This window comes from Candidatus Chlorobium masyuteum (genome assembly GCF_011601315.1).
Classification (GTDB): Bacteria; Bacteroidota; Chlorobiia; order Chlorobiales; family Chlorobiaceae; genus Chlorobium; species Chlorobium masyuteum.
On sequence record NZ_JAAORA010000003.1, the window covers coordinates 54,823 to 73,881 of the forward strand.

Genomic DNA, 19,059 nt, shown 5'->3' on the forward strand with positions numbered 1-19,059 from the left:
TTATTCGGTAACAGGTTTTGCCGGTTCGGCGATTTCCAGAAAAGTGGTGTAGATCATATCCGGTTTTTCACCTGTTTTTCGTATGCGGGGAAAGCAACTCGCCTTGATCCATCTGAATTTGTTGTCGCTATGTCCCATTATGCCCACAACAACATCTCGGACAGGTTTGCCGGTCTGCAATGCCACATGTGACGGGCGTTGATCCAGAGGGAAATCGGTGCCGTCACTCCGGACAAATTTAAGGGGCAGTTGATCCAGCACTTTACCCTTGATCTCTTCATTGGAGACCCCGAAAATACGGTGGGCCTCACGATTGATCATGATAACTGTTCCGAGAGCGTCATGAATCAGGGCGCCAACCTGCATGGTATCAATCAAAAAACGAAAACTCGACTCTGTCTCCTGCAGTTGCTCTTCAAGCCTCATGGAGATGGAGATGTCGTTAAAGGTAATCACCAGTCCGTCAATGCGATTATCGAGTGTCCGGTAAGGCATGATCTTGACCTTAAACCATCGCTCATTGGATGCAGGCACATTTTTTTCGCTCATCACAAGAGAATGAAGCACTTCGCGTGCATCGCTCTCCAGCGTCGGGTAATACAGGTCGGTTGCTATATCGGTTATGGCACGTCCGATGTCAGCAGGAATCAGTTTGATTATAGTGGCTGTACGGTTGGTAAAACGGCGAATGTTGAGCTCATCATCGAGAAAGAGTGTCGCAATATCGGTGCTGTTGAGGAGGTTTTTCATGTCATTATTGGTCTGCGTAAAATCGCTTACCTTTGACTGCAGTTCATGGTTGACTGTCTGCAGCTCCTCGTTGAGCGATTGCATCTCCTCCTTGGAAGTATTCAGCTCCTCGTTTGTGCTCTGCAACTCCTCATTGGCAGATTGCATCTCTTCATTCGTTGATTTGAGCTCCTCCTGTGAGGTTTGCATCTGTTCGCGAATGCTCAGAATCTCATCCTTTGCCTCTTGCAGTTCATTTTCAAGCAGTGCAATCCGGCTGTCTTCGGAATACTCCGCAAAAGCCTCACCTGATGCTGTGCCCGAAACGGCTTTGGTGCTGTCGGTAAAAACAATCATGACAAGCCCGCTCAATGTTTCGGGTTGTTCAAGCAGTTGTACACTCAAATCAACAATCTGTGTCCCTCCGTTGGTTCCGACAGTCAAGCCCTTTTTGGTTATCTCTCCTTTTTGATGCAGCGCATGACCGAAAAGAATATTCAGGTCATAACGGATACCATCCCTGGCCATGGCAAAGACATTCAGATTTGCTTTTCCTGCTGCCGGTTCAAGGTACTTGCCGGTATGGCCGCTGATATAGATAATGTCACCGTTTTCATTGGTGAGAACTGCTGCCGGGGTGTAGTTATCAAGGAGCAGTTGATCGGTTACTGCCTTCAGATTGAGCTCGGATGTTGCTGTTAGATGTTGCACAGGAGTAATATCGCGTGCGGGTGGCGGAAAGAGGCTTAACGATGAGGGGAAATCAATCGGGACTGTTCGCCTGTGTTGATGAATATGGCGAAATATACGTGCCTTGCCGTCAACAGTTTCAAACAGATCGCTATTGGCCCCTATGGTTTCGGCACTGCCAAGAAAGAGGATGCCGCCACTGTTAAGGCAGTAATGAAAGAGCGGCAGGAGCTTTTTCTGGAGTTCCTGCTCAAGGTATATCAGCAGATTGCGACAGATAAAAATATCGATCTTGGTAAAGGGCGGATCCATTATGACGTTATGGGGAGCAAACACAATGGTTTCGCGGATCTCCCGCTTGATTTTGTAACCATGGTCATCTTTTTCGAAATAGCGCTTGATGCGTTCCGCTGTAAGGTCAGCCACAATATTTGACGGGTAGACTCCTGCCCTGGCCTTGTCGATAGCATCCTTGTCAAGGTCGGTAGCAAAAATCTGGAGTTTGAAATTTCCGGCTGGTTTTATGGTATCAATAACCTCCCGGAAGAGAATCGCAAGGGTGTAGGCCTCTTCACCGGTTGAACAACCGGCAACCCAGGCGCGTAAAAGAGCGCCTGATGGCCTGGTGGCGATCAGGGAAGGAATTGCCCGTTTTTCCAGGACCTCCCAGGCTGACGGATCGCGGAAAAAGTTTGTCACGCCAATCAGAAGTTCCTTGAAAAGCAGCTCGATTTCATGGGGATTCTCCTGGAGATACTTGACATAAGAGGAGATTTTTTCAATCTGATGAATGCTCATCCGCCTCTCAATACGGCGATAGATGGTGTTTTTTTTATAGAGTGAAAAATCATGCCCGGTTTGTGATCGAAGCAGAATAATGACCTTTGCCAATGCACTCAGTGAAGAGTCTTCAAGGCTGTTTGTCTGGTGGACGTTTATCTGTGCATGTTTGAGATAGGTAATGATTTTTTCCGGAAGCATTTCAGCCGGGGCAATAACATCGGCAAGTCCCTGATCGATTGCGCTTCTTGGCATTCCATCAAACTTTGCAGATGCAGGATCCTGCACAAAAGCAGCCCCTCCTTTCTCCTTGATTGCTCGCAGGCCGAAAGAGCCGTCTGAACCCATTCCTGAAAGGATAACCCCGATGGAGTGCTGATGCAGATCATCGGCCATGGAACGGAAAAAAAAGTCAATCGGCAGTCGCAACCCTCTTGGTTTTATCATATCAAGAAGATGCAGAACTCCGTGCAATATCGTCATATTCTTGTTTGGGGGAATGAGATAGATGTGATCAGGCTTGATTATAAGTTGGTCAGTAACTTGCATAACCGGCATCGGTGTGACACGCTGCAGCAGTTCCGCCATAATTCCCTTATGGGTAGGGTCAAGATGCTGAACAATCACAAAAGCCATCCCAGAAGAGTCCGGAACATTTTTCATAAACAGTTCAAGCGCTTCGAGTCCTCCGGCAGAAGATCCAAGACCGATCACAGGAAATGGTATAGGTGATGTCTCTTTGAGCACTATTTCACTGTGCTTAATTTCTTTTTGCCTTGCTGAGGACTGTTTTTTCATGATAGAGACCTTGAACGTGAATGATGGTAGCCTGAATCCTGCAGATAACTATTCTTGAAGGCGTGAGTTCCTGACAGCATAAGTCAGGAGTTGATCAACACCAATATAATGATGTAACACTTCTTCTAAAGGCACTGTTTATGACCGTGGCGTCAGCCCTTCATTCTGATGCTCTTCTGACCATAAGGTTTTTTTTCGAAATAATCCATGGTGTCATGCGGCCGGTAATAATGCGGGGGAGGTTATGCAGGTTTACAAAAACGCTTTGAGCGCCTTGAAGACCCTTGAGAGGGGAAGACCGACGACGTTGTAGTAGCACCCCTCAATGCGTTTTATATGACAGGCCATCAGGGGATCCTGTATGCCATAGGATCCGGCCTTGTCGTAAGGCTGGAGAGAGAGCAGGTAGCGGGTGATCTCCCGCTCGCTCATCGGCTCAAACTCAACGGTAGTTGTGACGCACTCGGTGTGCGATCTGTCGCCCGAAAGCAGAACGAAGCCGGTATAGACCCGGTGTGCACGGTTCTGGAGCGTTTTAAGCATCCCGAATGCATCATCGAAATCTGCAGGTTTACCATAGATGCGGTTACCCTTGGCCACTACGGTATCAGCCGCCAGAATCACTGCTCTTTGCCCGGTTTTCTCTATCATGCAAGCAGCGGTCTCTGCTTTTCTGAGAGCTATCAAGGTGACGTTCTCTTCAATCGAAAGTGAGGGATCGAGACTCTCTTCGGTATCAACCGCGAGTGTTTCAAACGGAAGCTGAATCAGCGAGAGTATATCCTTGCGACGCGGAGACTGCGACGCAAGGATCAATCGGGGTTGATACATGGTATTCAGTTGAGATTGTTCCAGCCCCTGCGATTCAGGTCGGCAAAAATGAGTGCTCCGGCAACAAGACCGCCGCCAAGGAAGAGCACTCCCTGAACGAGGTCACCGAAAATCACTCTGCCCGTGCCGAAGAGAATGGCGTAGATCATAATAATGCCGAGAGCCCAGTCGGCAAAGAGCATGACAAACCCTTTATCGGACTCGACATCAGGAAGGTTAACGGAAACCTTTTTCCAGAGCAGACCGCCGACCCTTGTGGTTCTGTAGAATGTTTCGAGCTGTGCCTGTTCTGTCGGTTTTGTCAAATAGGTTACGACAAGGGTTGCGGCAATGGTAATGGCAACGATAATGAAAATCGAAAAGGGGAAGGTGATTGTGGTAAAGAAATTGATGCAGCCAAACACGATAAAAGGAACAACCATAGAGGTGATTTCCGACCATGCGTTGAGGCGCCACCAGAACCAGCGGAGAATAAGCACAAAGCCTGTTCCGGCTCCGCACTGGATTATGAACTCCCAGGCCCCGGTAATGGTTTCAAGCACAAAGAAGGTGATGTAGAGGGCAAAAGCAGCCGTCAGAAAGGTGGTTATTTTTGAAATATTGACATAGTGCCGTTCATCTCCGTCGGTTTTAAGAAACCGCTTGTAGAAGTCGTTGATGAGATAGCTCGTGCCCCAGTTCAGATGGGTCGAGAGTGTAGACATGTAGGCAGCAAGAAAGGCCGCAATCAGGAGCCCTTTCAGTCCGGGAGGAAGAACAGCTTTCATCACATAGACAAATCCATCCTCCTTCTGGTTCATGGGGAGATCCGGAAACATCACCAGACTTGCCAGACCGACAATAATCCAGGGCCATGGCCGCAGGCAGTAGTGGGCTACGGTAAACCAGAGCGTGGCAAGCAGCGAATGTTTCTCGTTTTTGGCGCTCATCATGCGCTGGGCAATGTAACCGCCGCCGCCGGGCTCAGCCCCCGGGTACCAGGATGACCACCACTGCACAAATGCCATGGCGGCAAAAGAGGCGAAGGTGAGGGCGGCAGCTCCGGTTACCGACCGATCGGTACCTGCCGGACTGAATGAGGGGAAAAAGTCAAACATCCACGAAGGCAGAGCTTTGGTCAGGCCTCCGGCCGAGACAACAGCCGGGGAGTTGACGGCAAGAACCGCAAGAATAATACAGCCTGCCATGGCGATTACAAACTGCACGGCATCGGTAATGGATACACCCCATAGCCCGGAAAGTCCTGAATAGAAGGTGGTCAGTACAACAAGGGCCACAATTGCCCACTCCGGATTAAGCTCGGGGAGCATGATCCGGATGATCTTGAACATGGCCAGGTTCACCCAGCCGATGATAACCGCATTGATAAAGAGGCCGAAATAGACCGCCTTGAATCCACGAAGAAAGCGTGCAGCTCTGCCGCTGTAGCGAAGCTCGATGAACTCAAGGTCGGTCAGGATCTCTGCTCGTCGCCAGAGCCGGGCAAAAAAGAAGACCGTCAGCATTCCTCCGGAAACAAAGGTCCACCAGACCCAGTTGCCGGCAATGCCGTTTTTTGCAACAAATCCGGCAACAGCAAGCGGGGTGTCAGCCGCAAAGGTGGTCGCAACCATACCGGTACCGGCGATCCACCAGGGGAGCTGGCGTCCGGAAAGAAAAAACTCGTCAACATTCTCCGAGGCCCGTTTCGAGAACCAGAGACCGATAACAAGGGTCAGGAGAAGGTATCCGAGGATAAACCCATAATCGAGCAGATTGAGCTGTTCCATAGTTCAGGTACTATTAAACTGTTTTCGGGGGAGGCCTTCCTTGACAATCAAAGGGCACCTCTTATGATTCAGAGGCGCCCTTTGTTCTCCTGCCTGTCTTGTCGTCACCGTGATGAATATTTCCCGCTCACCGTCAGTTGTCGGTCCTTGAAAGTTCAAGGAAGCTCTGATAGCGATCCTCGATTTCAAGCAGATCAAGCGCTGCAATTTTTTCGGTACCGAATTTTTCAACACAGAAGCTTGCCATTGAACTGCCGTAAAGCACCGCCTTGCGCATCTCCAGATCATTGATTGTTTCGCAGCGTGCCAGGTGGCCGATAAAGCCGCCCGCAAAGGTATCTCCGGCACCGGTAGGGTCAAAAATGGACTCAAGAGGGAATGCCGGTGCTGCAAAAATCCCGCTGTCGGTAAAGAGCAGTGCACCATGTTCACCTTTTTTGATGATCAGGGTTTTGGGGCCCATGTTGCGAATGATTCTTGCTGATCTTACCAGATTCGGGTCACCGCTCAGGAGTCGGGCTTCACTGTCGTTGAGGATGAAGATATCGACACGTTCAAGCGTTTTTTTAAGTTCGGCAGGTTTTCCCTCAATCCAGAAGTTCATGGTATCAAGGATGACAAGCTTCGGCTTGCTTATCTGGTCAAGAACCTTGAGCTGCAGCTCCGGATCGATGTTGCCGAGACAGACAAAATCGGCATTCTGATACTGAAGGGGAACCACGGGATCAAAATCCGCAAAGACATTCAACTGGGTGTCGAGCGTATCGCGGGTGTTCATATCGTAATGGTAACGTCCGGCCCAGCGGAAGGTCTTTCCGTTTTCGACCTTCTGGACTCCTTTGGTGTCGATGTTTTTTGAATGGAGGAGATCAAAATGCTTCTGTTCAAAGTCGGAGCCGACAACACCGACCATCTCTACCTTGTCGGTAAAGTAGCTTGCCGACAGGGCAATATAGGTTGATGATCCGCCAAGGGTGTTGTCCGAACGCCCGAAGGGGGTTTCGATGTCATCAAAGGCAAGAGAACCGACAATGAGAATAGACATAGTTTAAAGAGAGTTTGGTTTATGGAAAATGACGCAAGATACTATTTTTGCAACTTTTCTGTAACTCATTGCGTATCAGGAAGTTCAAAAAGCATACACGCTCCCGGTTTACAGCTGATCTCAAGTTTGTGCTCGCATATCGAATGCGTCTCGCCTCCGATCAGCTCTGTCAGGGTGCTGTTTTGCATGCTGAACTCAAGGGTGCCTCTTCGCTCTTCGTAAAGATTGCTGTTGCCGACAAAGAGCAGCGATTGAGCACCTGAACTTCTCATGACGGCAAAAAGCTCCGGTTCACTGACATAGGGGATGGTCATTGACCCCGGTTCTCCCGAGAGTACAAGATCAAGAAATCGGCTGCGGATGGAGAGAATCTTTGCGATATAGCTGTTGAGGGGCTTAAGGCCGTTGCCGCCTTCCCAGTCATAGCTGAAGGGACTGAAAAGGGGGAGTTTTTCCGGCGGATAGAGCTCGCGGTCTTCGTCGGTGAAATTAAGGCCGAGATTTACCGGATACCATTCGCACAGTTCCATACCTGACTGCAGAAATGGTATGGCCGGCAGAACCGCCGTGAGCGTAAAGATAAACATCGAAAAGTTTCGTCCGGCCTCCTGACGGGGATAACGGAAGCAGACACGCGGGGTGTTGTGATTCTCTCCGGTGCCGAAAAAGGGGAGTGCCACTCCGGTTTTGTTCAGGTAGTTTAAAAGTCCCCGGATAAAGACAATATCATGGATCACAAACGGAAGTGAACCGAAGACCGCATCGAATCCCTCTTCCCGTATTGAGGGCGATGGATCAAAATTCTCATCCCAGAATGCAAAATCCGCTCTTTTTTCACGGGCTTTTCTGACAATGGTCCTTTTCAGGAGCGATGGCAGGGCATGACCCATATCGATCATGGCACCGTCGATATTGTAGCTCTCCTGGAAGGATGGAATAATATCAGCTATCTCATCCCACAGCGCGGTATTGAAGGTTTCCGGATTGTCGAGTGCACTGTCGTACATCCTTATAGTGTTATAGGCGATGTAGTTGAAGGCTTCGTGGGTGTGCATTTTCAGATAGGTGACATCACTCCATGGCGGTTGCTTGTCGTCAGGGGGCCAGTCGGAGAAAGCCGTAGCCACTTTGCATGGCGAACCATCCGCAGTGCTTCCGTGAAGTCCGCCATCATTTCTGGTAACGGTAACCGGCTGGGAAACGAACTTGTCACGATACTCAGAGGATGGAGCGGGGAGGTTTTGCATATCATGGCGCTCTATCTGACTGTAAATTTTTCCGAGTGTATCAGGATCAAAACCAGGAGGCCCGTAGTGAGCGGTGCTTTCATCATCACGAAGCCAGTAGAACCACTCCGGATGCTTCTGAATCCAGCTGCTGTCAACTGATGTTGTTCTGAAAACGAATTCGAGAACAACCCGTATATCAAGCAGATGAGCTGCTTCTACAAAAGCCTTGAGCAGCACTTCCGCTGAGAGGCCGAGTGCAGGCTCGGTGAGCAGGGAGTCGAGCTTGCGCGGATTTTTTATGGCATAAGGCGATCCAAGCGACCCTTTTTTGCAGGCTGATCCTATTTCAGTCAGCGGGAGAAGATAGACCGTATTGGCGCCAAGCTTTTTGATATAGGGGAGGAGAGCAATAGCTTTAAGAAGGGTTCCGGTCTCCCGGAAACCGCAATCAAGAGCATCGGCTTCTATCCGGCCATCGCCGTTATGATCAAATGCGGCCGCAAGGCGGACAAAAAGGTTATAGACTACAGCTTCCGACCGCCACGAACTCCCGGCGTGATCGTACCCGGCATGGTCGTGGTTTTTCAGAATCTCATTGATTATGCTGGCGAAGTATCTAGCGGGATTGACCTGCTGTGTTCCGGTTTCATCTCCGGTCCAGATGGCTGGAACCCTGTAGGTGGTTCCGGGTAACGGATCAGGCAGGTTTTCCAGTGCCTGAAAAAGCAGTGAAAGGTAAGTTGTTTGCAACGTATTATATTTTAAGCAGGAAAAAGGAGAAATTAACGGTTTATGAAGAGGAATGTACTAAAGATAATCATCCCTGCATAACAGCAGAGGTGCCGCTCGCTTCAGGGTTTCAGGGTCTATGGATTTAAGAGGGTTTGTTCTTTCGGCGGGTTGTAAAGAATGTTATTTTATCCGGAAACGGAGACCGGAATCACGACATCAATCAAACTTCTACCGGATTGCATATTATGCTGAAAGAATTTAAAGAGTTTGCTGTAAAGGGAAATGTTGTTGATATGGCGGTCGGCATCATTGTCGGCGGCGCCTTCGGCTCAATTGTTACAACCCTCGTATCCGAGGTTCTGATGCCTCCTCTCGGCCTGCTGCTTGGCGGCGTGGACTTTTCAAACCTCTACATCGTCCTGAAAGAGGGTGCCAAGGCGGGCCCCTATTCAGCCCTGCTTGATGCAAAAGCGGCCGGAGCCGTCACCATCAACTACGGCGTGTTCCTGAATTCGGTGATAAGTTTTCTGATTATGGCATTTGCCGTCTTTCTGCTTGTCAAGGCCATCAACACCCTTCGACGGATGGAGAAAACGCCGGCGGCGGCTCCTCCTCCTGCACCCTCCACAAAAGAGTGTCCATACTGCCTGAGCAGCGTCTCCCTTAAGGCGACCCGCTGCCCCGGCTGCACATCCCAGATATGAAGAACATAAGGATCACCGTTGAGTATGATGGCACACCCTACTCCGGGTGGCAGCGACAGAACCGCAAGGGGTGTGTAACCGTTCAGGGTGAGATAGAGTCGGCACTCAGGATGATTCTGCAGGAGAAGATCTCTCTGGCCGCTGCCGGAAGAACAGACAAGGGTGTGCATGCCAGAGCACAGATTGCAAACTTTTCGACCGCATCACCGATGGATATCTCAAGAATGGTCCACTCGCTCAATGCACTGTTGCCCGATACCATCCGGATCAGTGATCCTCTTGAGATGCCGCAGGAATTTCATGCCCGCCACAGCGCCAGGGTGCGTCACTACCGATATTTTCTGATAGCAGAGCCATCGGCGATATACGGCAGATTTTCCGGTTGTTCGTTCGGGACACCTGATCTTGCCGTGATGCAGCAGGTTGCACGCTCGGTTCTGGGTGTTCACGATTTTTCAGCATTTTCGAGGGAGGACCGGGATAGTCCCGGACGACTCTGTACGGTTACTGCCTGTCAGTGGTATCGATATCAGCACTTCCTTGTCCTGAGTATTTCAGCCAACCGGTTTCTGCGCAGTATGGTTCGATATCTTGTTGACGGGATGCTCCGGGCCGGAAAAGGAACACTCAGCGCCGAGGAGTTCAAAAGGATGCTTGAAACAGGGGTTATGACGACACAGCTTAATCCTGCTTCTCCCTCGGGACTCTTTCTCTGGAGAGTAACCTACTGAAGCTCGAACGAAGTGAGCTATCTCTCTTTTAAAATGAAAAAGGACCTGAATGACGTCAGGGACAGCAATGACGAAGAGTATTGGCAACCTTTACCCGCTATTCAGCAGGGCAAACACGCAGGTTTGCCCCTGCACCATTTCGTGGACAATCTTTTTATTCTGTCATGTCGAACAACGTGAGACATCTCTTTTTACAAAAATCAGATTACTCCTTTCAGTTCGGGATGACAAAAGAGGACAGAGTGCTCTCTCTGGTTGACAATTAACGGCGCTCCCTTGTATTAGTCCTGAACTGTTTTTATGTTATCTTTTCAAGAAAGATTTTTGCCTAACAAGTATTGATCTTTTAGTATTCCCCCCTCTAAAGAACGTACCGCTTGTGAAAATCAGCTTCTATTACAAGATCTTCAAGGTGTTACTGACTGTACTGGTTTTGCAGTTGCCGGTTCTTCCGGTTTTTGCTGTTGATCCTCTCTCGAGCGACCGGGCCGTGTTCAGAAAGTCATCTGTTTCGGATATTCTTGACAGTCTTGTTACGGCAACCTACTTCAAGGATGAGTACTTTTCCCGCTCAACCAGGGAGACGGAAAAATTCGCTTTTCCTGCCAATTTTGTGCCCCAGTACAGCGACTCCGTCTATGCCGCCAGAATTTCGGCCCTTGCCCGTAAAACCCCTTTTAATCTTGTCTATAATGAACATGTACGCGGCTTTATAAGAATCTATGCCGTTGACCGCCGTAACATGACCGGAAAAATTCTTGGTCTGACCAAGATCTACTTCCCTCTCTTTGAGGAAAAACTTGATGCCTACAATGTTCCGCTTGAGATGAAGTATCTCGCCATTGTCGAGTCCGCTCTTAATCCGACCGCGGTCTCTTCAGCCGGAGCGAAAGGGTTGTGGCAGTTTATGTACGGTACTGGAAGAATGTACGGCCTGCAGTCATCCTCATTTATCGAAGACCGGTATGACCCTGAAAAAGCCACCATTGCTGCATGCCGTCATCTCCGGGATCTGCATAACATCTATGGAGACTGGTTCCTTGCGCTTGCGGCCTATAATTCCGGCCCCGGAAATGTCAACAAGGCTATCAGACGGGCTGGTGGCGTCAAGAACTACTGGGCTATATGGGATTATCTGCCGGCTGAAACCAGAGGGTATGTTCCGGCATTTATTGCGGTGAACTACATCATGAGTTATTACAATGAGCACAATATCCGCCCTGTCGAGCCGGGTTTTCTCTATAAGGATATTGATACCCTCAGAACTTCACGCATGCTCTCCTTTGATCAGATCAATGAGACCATAGGGGTTCCGATGCGCGATCTCCAGTTTCTTAATCCACAGTACAAGCTTGGTATCATCCCCTCTGACGGTACCGGCAATGTGCTCCGTCTTCCGAGAAAATATATTTCCCAGTTTCAGCGCAGGGAGCAGGAGATCTATGCCTACAAGTCGCCGAAAACAATTGAGCGCGAACAACTGCTTGCCAGGGTTGAAAGTCTTAATGCAGGTATCAATTCCCGTAACAGCACAACCGGAAAGACAGAGAAGACTCATATTGTTCAGCAGGGCGAAAGCCTCGGATCAATAGCAAGACTCTACCGGACCTATATCAGTCAGCTTATCGTATGGAACAGTCTGAAAGATGCTGATGTTACTCCCGGCCAGAAGCTTGTCGTTTTCGGAGGTAATGACAACAGCACGGTATCCGTGAATGACAATTCCGGGAGCTCTTCAGTAAAGACCTCAACGCAAAAGAAAATAACGTTGCGTCACAAGGTCAAAAAAGGGGAGACGCTCTCTTCTATTTCCAGAAAGTATGGAATAACTGTTGAGCGAATCAGTGAATTGAACAGATTGAAAGGTGGCCGTATTACTCCAGGCCAACAGATAAAGGTTGAGAGGGAGGCTCAGGCGGTAGTTTCAAATCCGGCCCGCCATAGCTCCAGGCGAACAAGGATTGAGAAAGTCCAAAAAAGCAAAAAGTCGAAAGCGGTAAAAAAAGCCTCTTCCAAACGCAGGAAAAAGCGTTGAGTGCAGCTTCTGAAATTGTGTTATTTATTTTATTGCATCGATAATTATGGGCTTTAAACCTGTGCGATTACATAAGATTTTTTTATCTTTAGCCTTTTCGGATTGCTCGACTGAGGGAGAATAATGTTTGGCAGAAACTGCTTTATTCAATAATTCTTTAATGAGAATCATTAAAACGTATGCGTAATATCATTTTTACCGGAAAGGGTGGTGTTGGAAAAACCTCGATTGCTGCAGCAACAGCTCTTAGAGCCGCAGACATGGGGTACAAAACCCTGATCATGTCTACCGATCCGGCTCACAGTCTTGGTGACTCGCTCGATGTACAGCTTGGACCTTCACCTGTTAAAATTGCCGAGAATCTTTGGGGTCAGGAGGTCAGTGTTTTTGGTGATCTCAATCTGAACTGGGATGTAGTCAGAGAGCACTTTGCTCATCTGATGGAAGCCCGTGGAATTGAAGGCGTCTATGCAGAAGAGATGGGCGTGCTGCCAGGTATGGAAGAGCTCTTTTCACTCTCCTATATCAAGCGTTATAATGAACAGAATGAGTACGATCTTCTTGTTGTTGACTGTGCCCCTACCGGAGAGACGCTGCGACTTCTCTCCCTGCCTGAAACATTCGGCTGGTTTATCAAGATGATTCGCAACGTCGAGAAATTCATGGTCAAACCGGTGCTTCGTCCTCTTTCAAAGAAGATCAAGAAAATTGATGACTTTGTGGCTCCCGAAGAGGTTTATGACAAGGTCGACAATCTCTTCTCTTCAACGGAAGGTATTATTGACCTGCTTGCTGATGGCACCAAAACAACCATGCGTCTTGTCATGAACCCCGAGAAGATGGTTATCAAGGAGTCGATGCGTGCGCTTACCTATCTTAACCTTTACGGTATTACGGTTGACCGCATCACCATCAACCGTGTTATGCCGGATCAGAGCCCTGATCCATACTTCCAGAAATGGCGCGGTATTCAGCAGAAATATATTGAGCAGATCACCGAAGCATTTGCTCCGATTCCTATTGCTGAAGTACCCTTGTTTGATGATGAGGTTGTCGGTCTGGCAATGCTCCGCAGGGTAGGCGAAAAGGTCTATGCCGACCAGAATCCGCTGGATGTGTTTTTCACCGAGAACCCGATTGATATCAAAAAGGTTTCGGACGGCCACTACAAGGTTCGTGTCAGACTGCCGTTTATGGAGAACATGGGTCTTGAACCGAAAATCCTCAAACTCGGCGATGATTTGACTATCCGCATCGGCGATTACCAGAAGATTGTTGCACTGCCTATCTTCCTTGCCGGCATGGAGTCAACCGGAGCATCATACGAAGACAAGTGGCTCAGTATTGATTTCACAAAGGGCTGAATTGCTCCCTCAGGTAATAACTGATCTGCACGTTTGAAAAAAACAAAAAACCTGCCAGCCGGCAGGTTTTTTGTTGACCGTTAATAAGCTGATCACTTCAGAGTAAAACAAGATTAGCGCTTGATACGCCGTTGACACTGCTTACGGCTTCGAGTAGCGAATCAGATACCTCGCCATCAACAACAATTGCCGTCATGGCAACCTTTTTCTCCTCGTCCCTTGATAGTGCTACATAGGCGACATTCAGGTTATGCTGAAGCAGAAGCTGGGTAACATGGGCGATAACGCCGGGTTTGTCGATATTATTGTAGATGATAATGTGGCCTTCCGGCTTGAACTCGACAAGAAACTGATCAATCATGACAATCCGGATCTCCTTGTCGCCAAAAACGGTACCGCCAATCATGCGTTTTTCACTTCCGTTTTCAAGTTCTATGCGGATAAGGTTGGTATAATCAGGGTTTTCCTTTTCAAACTTCTGCTCCAGTCCTATACCGCACTCTTTGGCCATCGTGAATGCATTGATATAGTTGGTGTCTTTTGACTGACGGACATCAAGAAATCCTTTCAATGCAGCCGCTGTAATGACTTCATTGAATTTATGCAGAAACTCGCCGGAAGTAAATACCGTCATTTTATTGGCTTGTGACGGAGCAAGCTGGGCAAGTGTGGCGCCAAGTTTTTCGGCGAGAGCCAGATATGCACTAACACCGGGAGCCTGGGCAAGTTCTACGGCGGAAGCATTGACTGCTCCTTCAAGTTTGCCTCGTCGTTTCCATTCAACAATCTGTTCGGCTATCTGTACAGCAACTTTTTCCTGCGCTTCATTGGTGGATGCTGCAATGTGGGGAGTGGCAATAACGCGCTCAAGCTTCAGAAGGGGATTATCAGCTCTTACCGGTTCGGTTTCAAAGACATCAAGCGCGGCGGCTCCCACCTTTCCGGACTCTATGGCTTCAGCCAGATCAGCTTCATTGATTATTCCGCCTCTGGCACAGTTGACAATAATCACACCCTGTTTCATGAGCTCAAAGGTCCCTTCAGAAATGAGATTGCGGGTGGACTCGTTGAGTGAGGAGTGGATAGTGATAAAATCAGCCCGAATAAAATTTTCGTGGAGCGGCAGGAGCTCTATGTTAAGATGTGCGGCAAATTCATCGGGGATCATCGGATCATAGGCAATCGTTTTCATGCCGAACGCCTGCATACGGCTGGCAACTTCGCGGCCAATTTTGCCGAGGCCGATAATCGAGAGGGTTTTTCCCTCAAGTTCCACCCCTGTGAATTTGGTTTTGTTCCAGTTGCCCAGTTTCAGGTCAGCTGTAGCCTGGGGAATAAGGCGTGCAGCAGAAAGCATCATGGCACATGTATGTTCAGCAGCGGAAATCGTATTGCCTCCCGGAGTGTTCATAACAATGATGCCGTTCCGGGTGGCGGCCTCAATATCAATATTGTCAACACCTGCTCCGGCCCTGCCGATAAGTTGCAGTTTTTTTCCCGCCTCGATAATTTCGCTTGTTACCTTTGTTGCACTTCTGACGATCAGCTTGTCAAAGTCGCCGATGATCTCCTTGAGCTCCTCTTTGCTTATTTTTGGTTTTTCGGTAACGTCAAAACCGTTCTGTTTAAGGATTTGAGCGCATTGAGAATCAATACCGTCAGTGATCAGTACTTTCATGTTCTTGAATGATTAGGATTGCCCGTTATGTTATGAGTGCAGGCGTTGCATTCAGATTTTACTCCCGCATCTCTTTACGAGTATAATATATTTTTTTAGGACGATAAGAATCAGGAAATATTGTCTCTCTTTTCCGTATATCACGGTTGCATTCAATTACCCTCTTCAACTTGCAGCGCTCTTGTCCGGAATTTATAGGATTCGATACTGATTATATATAAAGGTTTTTTTTATCTTGCATCCAGTGAATTTTAATGACGATACTATTGTTGTAAAGCTGATGGAACAGTTACATGATTTAAGGGTTTCACGAATTATTCGCCTCTCTTCACCGAGGGAGTTCAAGGAGAAGTTACCTGTTGATGAGAAGGCCGCCGGAACTATCGTTAACGGTCGCCGTGAAGTTGAAAATATATTGACCGGCAAGGACAGACGGATGCTCATTATTGTCGGGCCCTGTTCCATACATGATATGGACTCTGCTCTTGAGTATGCCCGCAAACTTGCTGCTTTGAGGATCGAACTCAAGGATGATCTCTGTATCCTGATGCGGGTTTACTTTGAAAAGCCGCGCACCACAGTCGGGTGGAAAGGGTTTATCAACGATCCTCATCTTGATGATACCTACGATATTGAACACGGTCTTTTTTACGCCCGCAAACTCCTGCTTGAAATCAATCAGATGGGTCTTCCGGCAGCGACGGAGTTTCTTGATCCCATATCGCCCCAGTATGTTGCCGATGTTGTAAGCTGGGCAGCCATCGGAGCAAGAACTATCGAGTCGCAGACCCACCGGCAGATGGCCAGTGGGCTCTCAATGCCTGTCGGCTTCAAAAACTCTACTGATGGCCGTATCAATGTGGCTGTTGATGCGATCCGTTCAGCAATGCACCCGCACAGTTTTCTTGGCATTGACCCTGACGGATACAGCAGTGTTATAACGACTAAGGGAAATCCTTTCGGTCATCTTGTGCTTCGGGGGGGCGACAAACCCAATTATGATGCAAAAAGCATTGCTCTTGCCGAGTCCTGGATTGCAAAGGCAGGCCTTGAACAGTCACTGCTGGTGGACTGCAGCCATGCCAATTCAGGCAAAAAACATGAACAGCAGCTTAAGGTCTGGGAGGATGTTCTCAAGCAGAAAAGCGAAGGGAACAGGAGTATTATCGGTGTTATGATCGAGAGCAACATCTGTGCGGGTAACCAGCCGTTTCCTGAAGAGCCGGGAAAACTCCGCTACGGAGTCTCCATTACCGATGAGTGTATTTCATGGGAAGAGACCGAACGGATGCTCCGGGAGGGTGCTGCGGTTATGCGCACGCTTGCCGGGAAGCATTAATTCATAACGAGAGGGTTTATGGCTATTGAGATTCGACAGGTCAGCAACAAAAGAGAGCGCAAGGAGTTCATCAAATTTGCTTGGCAGATCTATCGGAATGATCCTGAACTCAATAAATACTGGGTTCCCCCGGTCATTGACGATTATATGAAAACGCTCGATACCGGGAAGTTCCCCCTCTATGAACATGCCGATCTTGCCATGTTTACGGCATGGAGGGATGGCGTTATGGCTGGTACAATTGCGGCAGTTGAAAACCGCCGGCATAACGAGTTTCACGGCGACAAGGTCGGGTTCTGGGGTTTTTTTGAATCGGTCAATGACCAGAAGGTTGCCGATGCCCTTTTTGATGCTGCTGCGGCATGGCTGAAGAAGAAAGGTCTCAATGCGATGCGCGGACCTGTCAGTCCCTCCATGAACGACCAGTGCGGCATGCTGACAAAAGGTTACGACAGTCCGCCGGTTTTTCTCATGCTCTACAATCCACCCTACTACAATGAGCTGACCAAAAACTATGGTCACCGTGTCGGCCAGGAGCTTCTTGCCTGGTATATCGACCAGAAAATAATTGATATTGAACGTCTTCGCCGCATCTCGGAGCATGTCATGAAAAAGGAGGGGCTCTCGATACGGATTTTGAATATGAAGGATTTTGATGGCGAGATTGAACGAATCAGAGAGATCTACAACCGAGCCTGGGAGAGTAACTGGGGCTTTGTGCCCATGACCACAAAAGAGTTCGATTGCCTCGCAAAAAGTCTGAAACCGCTTGCGAATCCTCACTATATCTACTTTGTCGAAGATCGAAACAAACGCACGGTCGGCTTTTCCCTCTCTCTTCCGGATGTCAACCAGGCGCTCAGGCATGTCAACGGAAACCCATTCTCTCCCTTCGGCCTTCTTAAATATCTCTGGTACAGCCGTAAAATCACCATGGTCCGTACCATAACCATGGGTGTGCTGCCTGAATATCGAAAAAAAGGTGTAGACAGCATCCTGAACACTCATATTGCCGATTACGGAGGCAAACATGGTGTCTTTGCCAGTGAAATGAGCTGGGTTCTCAAGTGCAATGAAGCCATGAGCAAACTGGCCAAGGTGATCGGAGGCAAACCCTACAAGGAGTATATCATCTACGAAGCCGATATTTGATCATCGCCTTTTAATTGTATACAAACGAAAAGAGACCGCTTTTGACGGTCTCTTTTCGTTTGTATTGCCTGAGAGCACAAAACTCAGACAGTAATCATCTTCAGAACGATGCCATAAAGACAAGGTGTGAAGCTTCCGTATCAGGATTGTAGATGTAAGATGCGGTGTAGCGGTCTTTGGAAACCGATACGCCGGTGTTGACAACAGCGATTTTGTCGCCCTGCTTGTCACCATACACATCCTCATCGCCAAGACCTACAACACCTTTGGCTGTGTAGCCATCCTTGTCATAGAACTTGTAGCCGGCTTCACAGTATTTGGCGTTTTTGTTGGCTCCGGTATTGTTGCCTGCTACGTTGATTGCGGCAAGAAGGGAGACATTCTCTTTTGCATAGGCAACGCTGAGCTCAACAATATTCGGACCGTCATTGGTGAAGTCAAATGACCTGCTGGTGGCCGTTGATGTATAGTAATCGGTTACCGTAAAGCTGAGCGGTCCGACCGGAATGGTAGCAAAAAGGTCAACTTCCTTGTATCGGGTTCCAGCATCCTGTGAAATGGCATATGATCCCCATCCACCTACTACAATACCGCTTCCGGGAAGTGTGTAGGAGAGTGCCGGCTGGATAGCAGGTGAGTTACCAAGCTCTCCGCCTCTCCATACATAGCTGCTCACGACATCAGCGCCTACTTTAAACCCTTCAGCCTGGGCTGTTCCGACCGAGCCTGCAAAAATTGCAACAGCGAGCGTTAATAATTTTGCTGTTTTTTTCATTGATGAACTCCTTGTTATGTTTTTGTGTGTTGTTTGCGGAATCAATTCTTATTTTCGACTCTTGAAATAAAAAGGCACCTGCTCTTGTTCATCCGCATTAATTAAATATAATAATTTAACTAAATATTACAAATTAGTAATAAATTATTAACTAATACACTGCACATGACTAAGAATATTACGTTTATGGCTCTTTGTTCCCGTTTTTATGGTGTTCATGTCGCACCTGACGCCGTTTCACACGCTCTCCTGAATTAATCATGCCTGTTTACCGACATGAGATAGTGCTCACCGGAAGAGATAGCCAATACAGTGCTCTTCACGATTTCATAGCATCTTTTGCCGCATCAAAAGGGTATAGTGCTCAATTTTCGGACGACCTGCAGCTCTCTCTGAAAGAGGCGTTTATCAATGCTGTCAAACATGGAAATCTGGAGCGTGATGAACTTTCCGTATCATGTTCACTCCGCACCGAAGGGGATATGCTTCTTGCAACCATAAAGGATTGCGGAGAGGGATTCAATCCTGAAGAACTTCCGGATCCTCTCGATCCTCATAATCGCTTTCAACTCTCCGGTCGGGGGGTATATATTATCAAAAGTATTGCAGAAAGCATCAATCTCGAGCGCAGCCGGGATGGATCAACCCTGATGTTGCGTTATATTCCCTATTGATTCT

At 48.3% G+C, this 19,059-nt stretch carries 14 protein-coding genes; 7 read left to right on the forward strand and 7 right to left on the reverse strand.

What is annotated here, in order from left to right; all coding sequences use genetic code 11:
- From G9409_RS07005 to G9409_RS07025, 5 genes are all read right to left on the reverse strand, one after another.
- Positions 1-2,997: a chemotaxis protein CheB gene (locus G9409_RS07005; protein ID WP_166808092.1), complete on the reverse strand. Its 2,997-nt coding sequence runs from the start codon at positions 2,995-2,997 to the stop codon at positions 1-3.
- 252 nt (positions 2,998-3,249) lie between these two features.
- On the reverse strand, positions 3,250-3,828 hold the full coding sequence (locus tag G9409_RS07010; protein ID WP_166808093.1) for a Maf family protein: 579 nt from the start codon (positions 3,826-3,828) through the stop codon (positions 3,250-3,252).
- 5 nt (positions 3,829-3,833) lie between these two features.
- Positions 3,834-5,597 (reverse strand): sodium:solute symporter family protein, encoded by a 1,764-nt coding sequence (locus G9409_RS07015; RefSeq protein WP_166808094.1) that lies wholly within the window; start codon positions 5,595-5,597, stop codon positions 3,834-3,836.
- 133 nt (positions 5,598-5,730) lie between these two features.
- Complete coding sequence (locus G9409_RS07020) at positions 5,731-6,642, reverse strand: carbohydrate kinase family protein (RefSeq protein ID WP_166808095.1); 912 nt, start codon at positions 6,640-6,642, stop codon at positions 5,731-5,733.
- A 65-nt stretch (positions 6,643-6,707) separates the two neighbouring features.
- Positions 6,708-8,621 (reverse strand): alpha-amylase family glycosyl hydrolase, encoded by a 1,914-nt coding sequence (locus tag G9409_RS07025; RefSeq protein WP_166808096.1) that lies wholly within the window; start codon positions 8,619-8,621, stop codon positions 6,708-6,710.
- Positions 8,622-8,848: 227 nt separating this feature from the next.
- Between G9409_RS07025 and mscL the strand changes: the two genes are divergently transcribed.
- The 4 genes from mscL to G9409_RS07045 all read left to right on the forward strand — a co-directional run bounded on the left by mscL (position 8,849) and on the right by G9409_RS07045 (position 13,437).
- Positions 8,849-9,307 carry a large-conductance mechanosensitive channel protein MscL gene (gene mscL, locus G9409_RS07030; protein WP_166808097.1) on the forward strand — a complete coding sequence of 153 codons (459 nt, stop codon included), beginning with the start codon at positions 8,849-8,851 and terminating at the stop codon, positions 9,305-9,307.
- Positions 9,304-10,038: a tRNA pseudouridine(38-40) synthase TruA gene (truA, locus tag G9409_RS07035; RefSeq protein ID WP_166808098.1), complete on the forward strand. Its 735-nt coding sequence runs from the start codon at positions 9,304-9,306 to the stop codon at positions 10,036-10,038. The genes mscL and truA overlap by 4 nt, the downstream gene beginning before the upstream one ends.
- A gap of 379 nt (positions 10,039-10,417) precedes the next feature.
- Positions 10,418-12,073, forward strand: coding sequence for a lytic transglycosylase domain-containing protein (locus G9409_RS07040; RefSeq protein WP_328700121.1), 1,656 nt, complete (start codon positions 10,418-10,420; stop codon positions 12,071-12,073).
- Between the two features lie 179 nt (positions 12,074-12,252).
- Positions 12,253-13,437: an ArsA family ATPase gene (locus G9409_RS07045; RefSeq protein ID WP_166808099.1), complete on the forward strand. Its 1,185-nt coding sequence runs from the start codon at positions 12,253-12,255 to the stop codon at positions 13,435-13,437.
- Between the two features lie 97 nt (positions 13,438-13,534).
- Here the strand turns inward: G9409_RS07045 and serA are convergent, their stop codons facing one another.
- Positions 13,535-15,115, reverse strand: a complete 1,581-nt coding sequence (gene serA, locus G9409_RS07050; protein WP_166808100.1) for a phosphoglycerate dehydrogenase — start codon at positions 15,113-15,115, stop codon at positions 13,535-13,537.
- A gap of 280 nt (positions 15,116-15,395) precedes the next feature.
- On the opposite strand from serA, the gene G9409_RS07055 reads away from it, so the two are divergent.
- Complete coding sequence (locus tag G9409_RS07055; RefSeq protein WP_166808101.1) at positions 15,396-16,454, forward strand: 3-deoxy-7-phosphoheptulonate synthase; 1,059 nt, start codon at positions 15,396-15,398, stop codon at positions 16,452-16,454.
- 18 nt (positions 16,455-16,472) lie between these two features.
- Complete coding sequence (locus G9409_RS07060) at positions 16,473-17,606, forward strand: GNAT family N-acetyltransferase (RefSeq protein WP_166808102.1); 1,134 nt, start codon at positions 16,473-16,475, stop codon at positions 17,604-17,606.
- A 100-nt stretch (positions 17,607-17,706) separates the two neighbouring features.
- On the opposite strand, the gene G9409_RS07065 is transcribed toward G9409_RS07060, so the two are convergent.
- Positions 17,707-18,381, reverse strand: coding sequence for a TorF family putative porin (locus G9409_RS07065; RefSeq protein WP_166808103.1), 675 nt, complete (start codon positions 18,379-18,381; stop codon positions 17,707-17,709).
- A gap of 260 nt (positions 18,382-18,641) precedes the next feature.
- On the opposite strand from G9409_RS07065, the gene G9409_RS07070 reads away from it, so the two are divergent.
- Entirely contained in the window at positions 18,642-19,055 is a 414-nt protein-coding gene (locus tag G9409_RS07070) for an ATP-binding protein (RefSeq protein WP_166808104.1), read from the forward strand.
- The last annotated feature ends 4 nt before the right edge of the window (positions 19,056-19,059 follow it).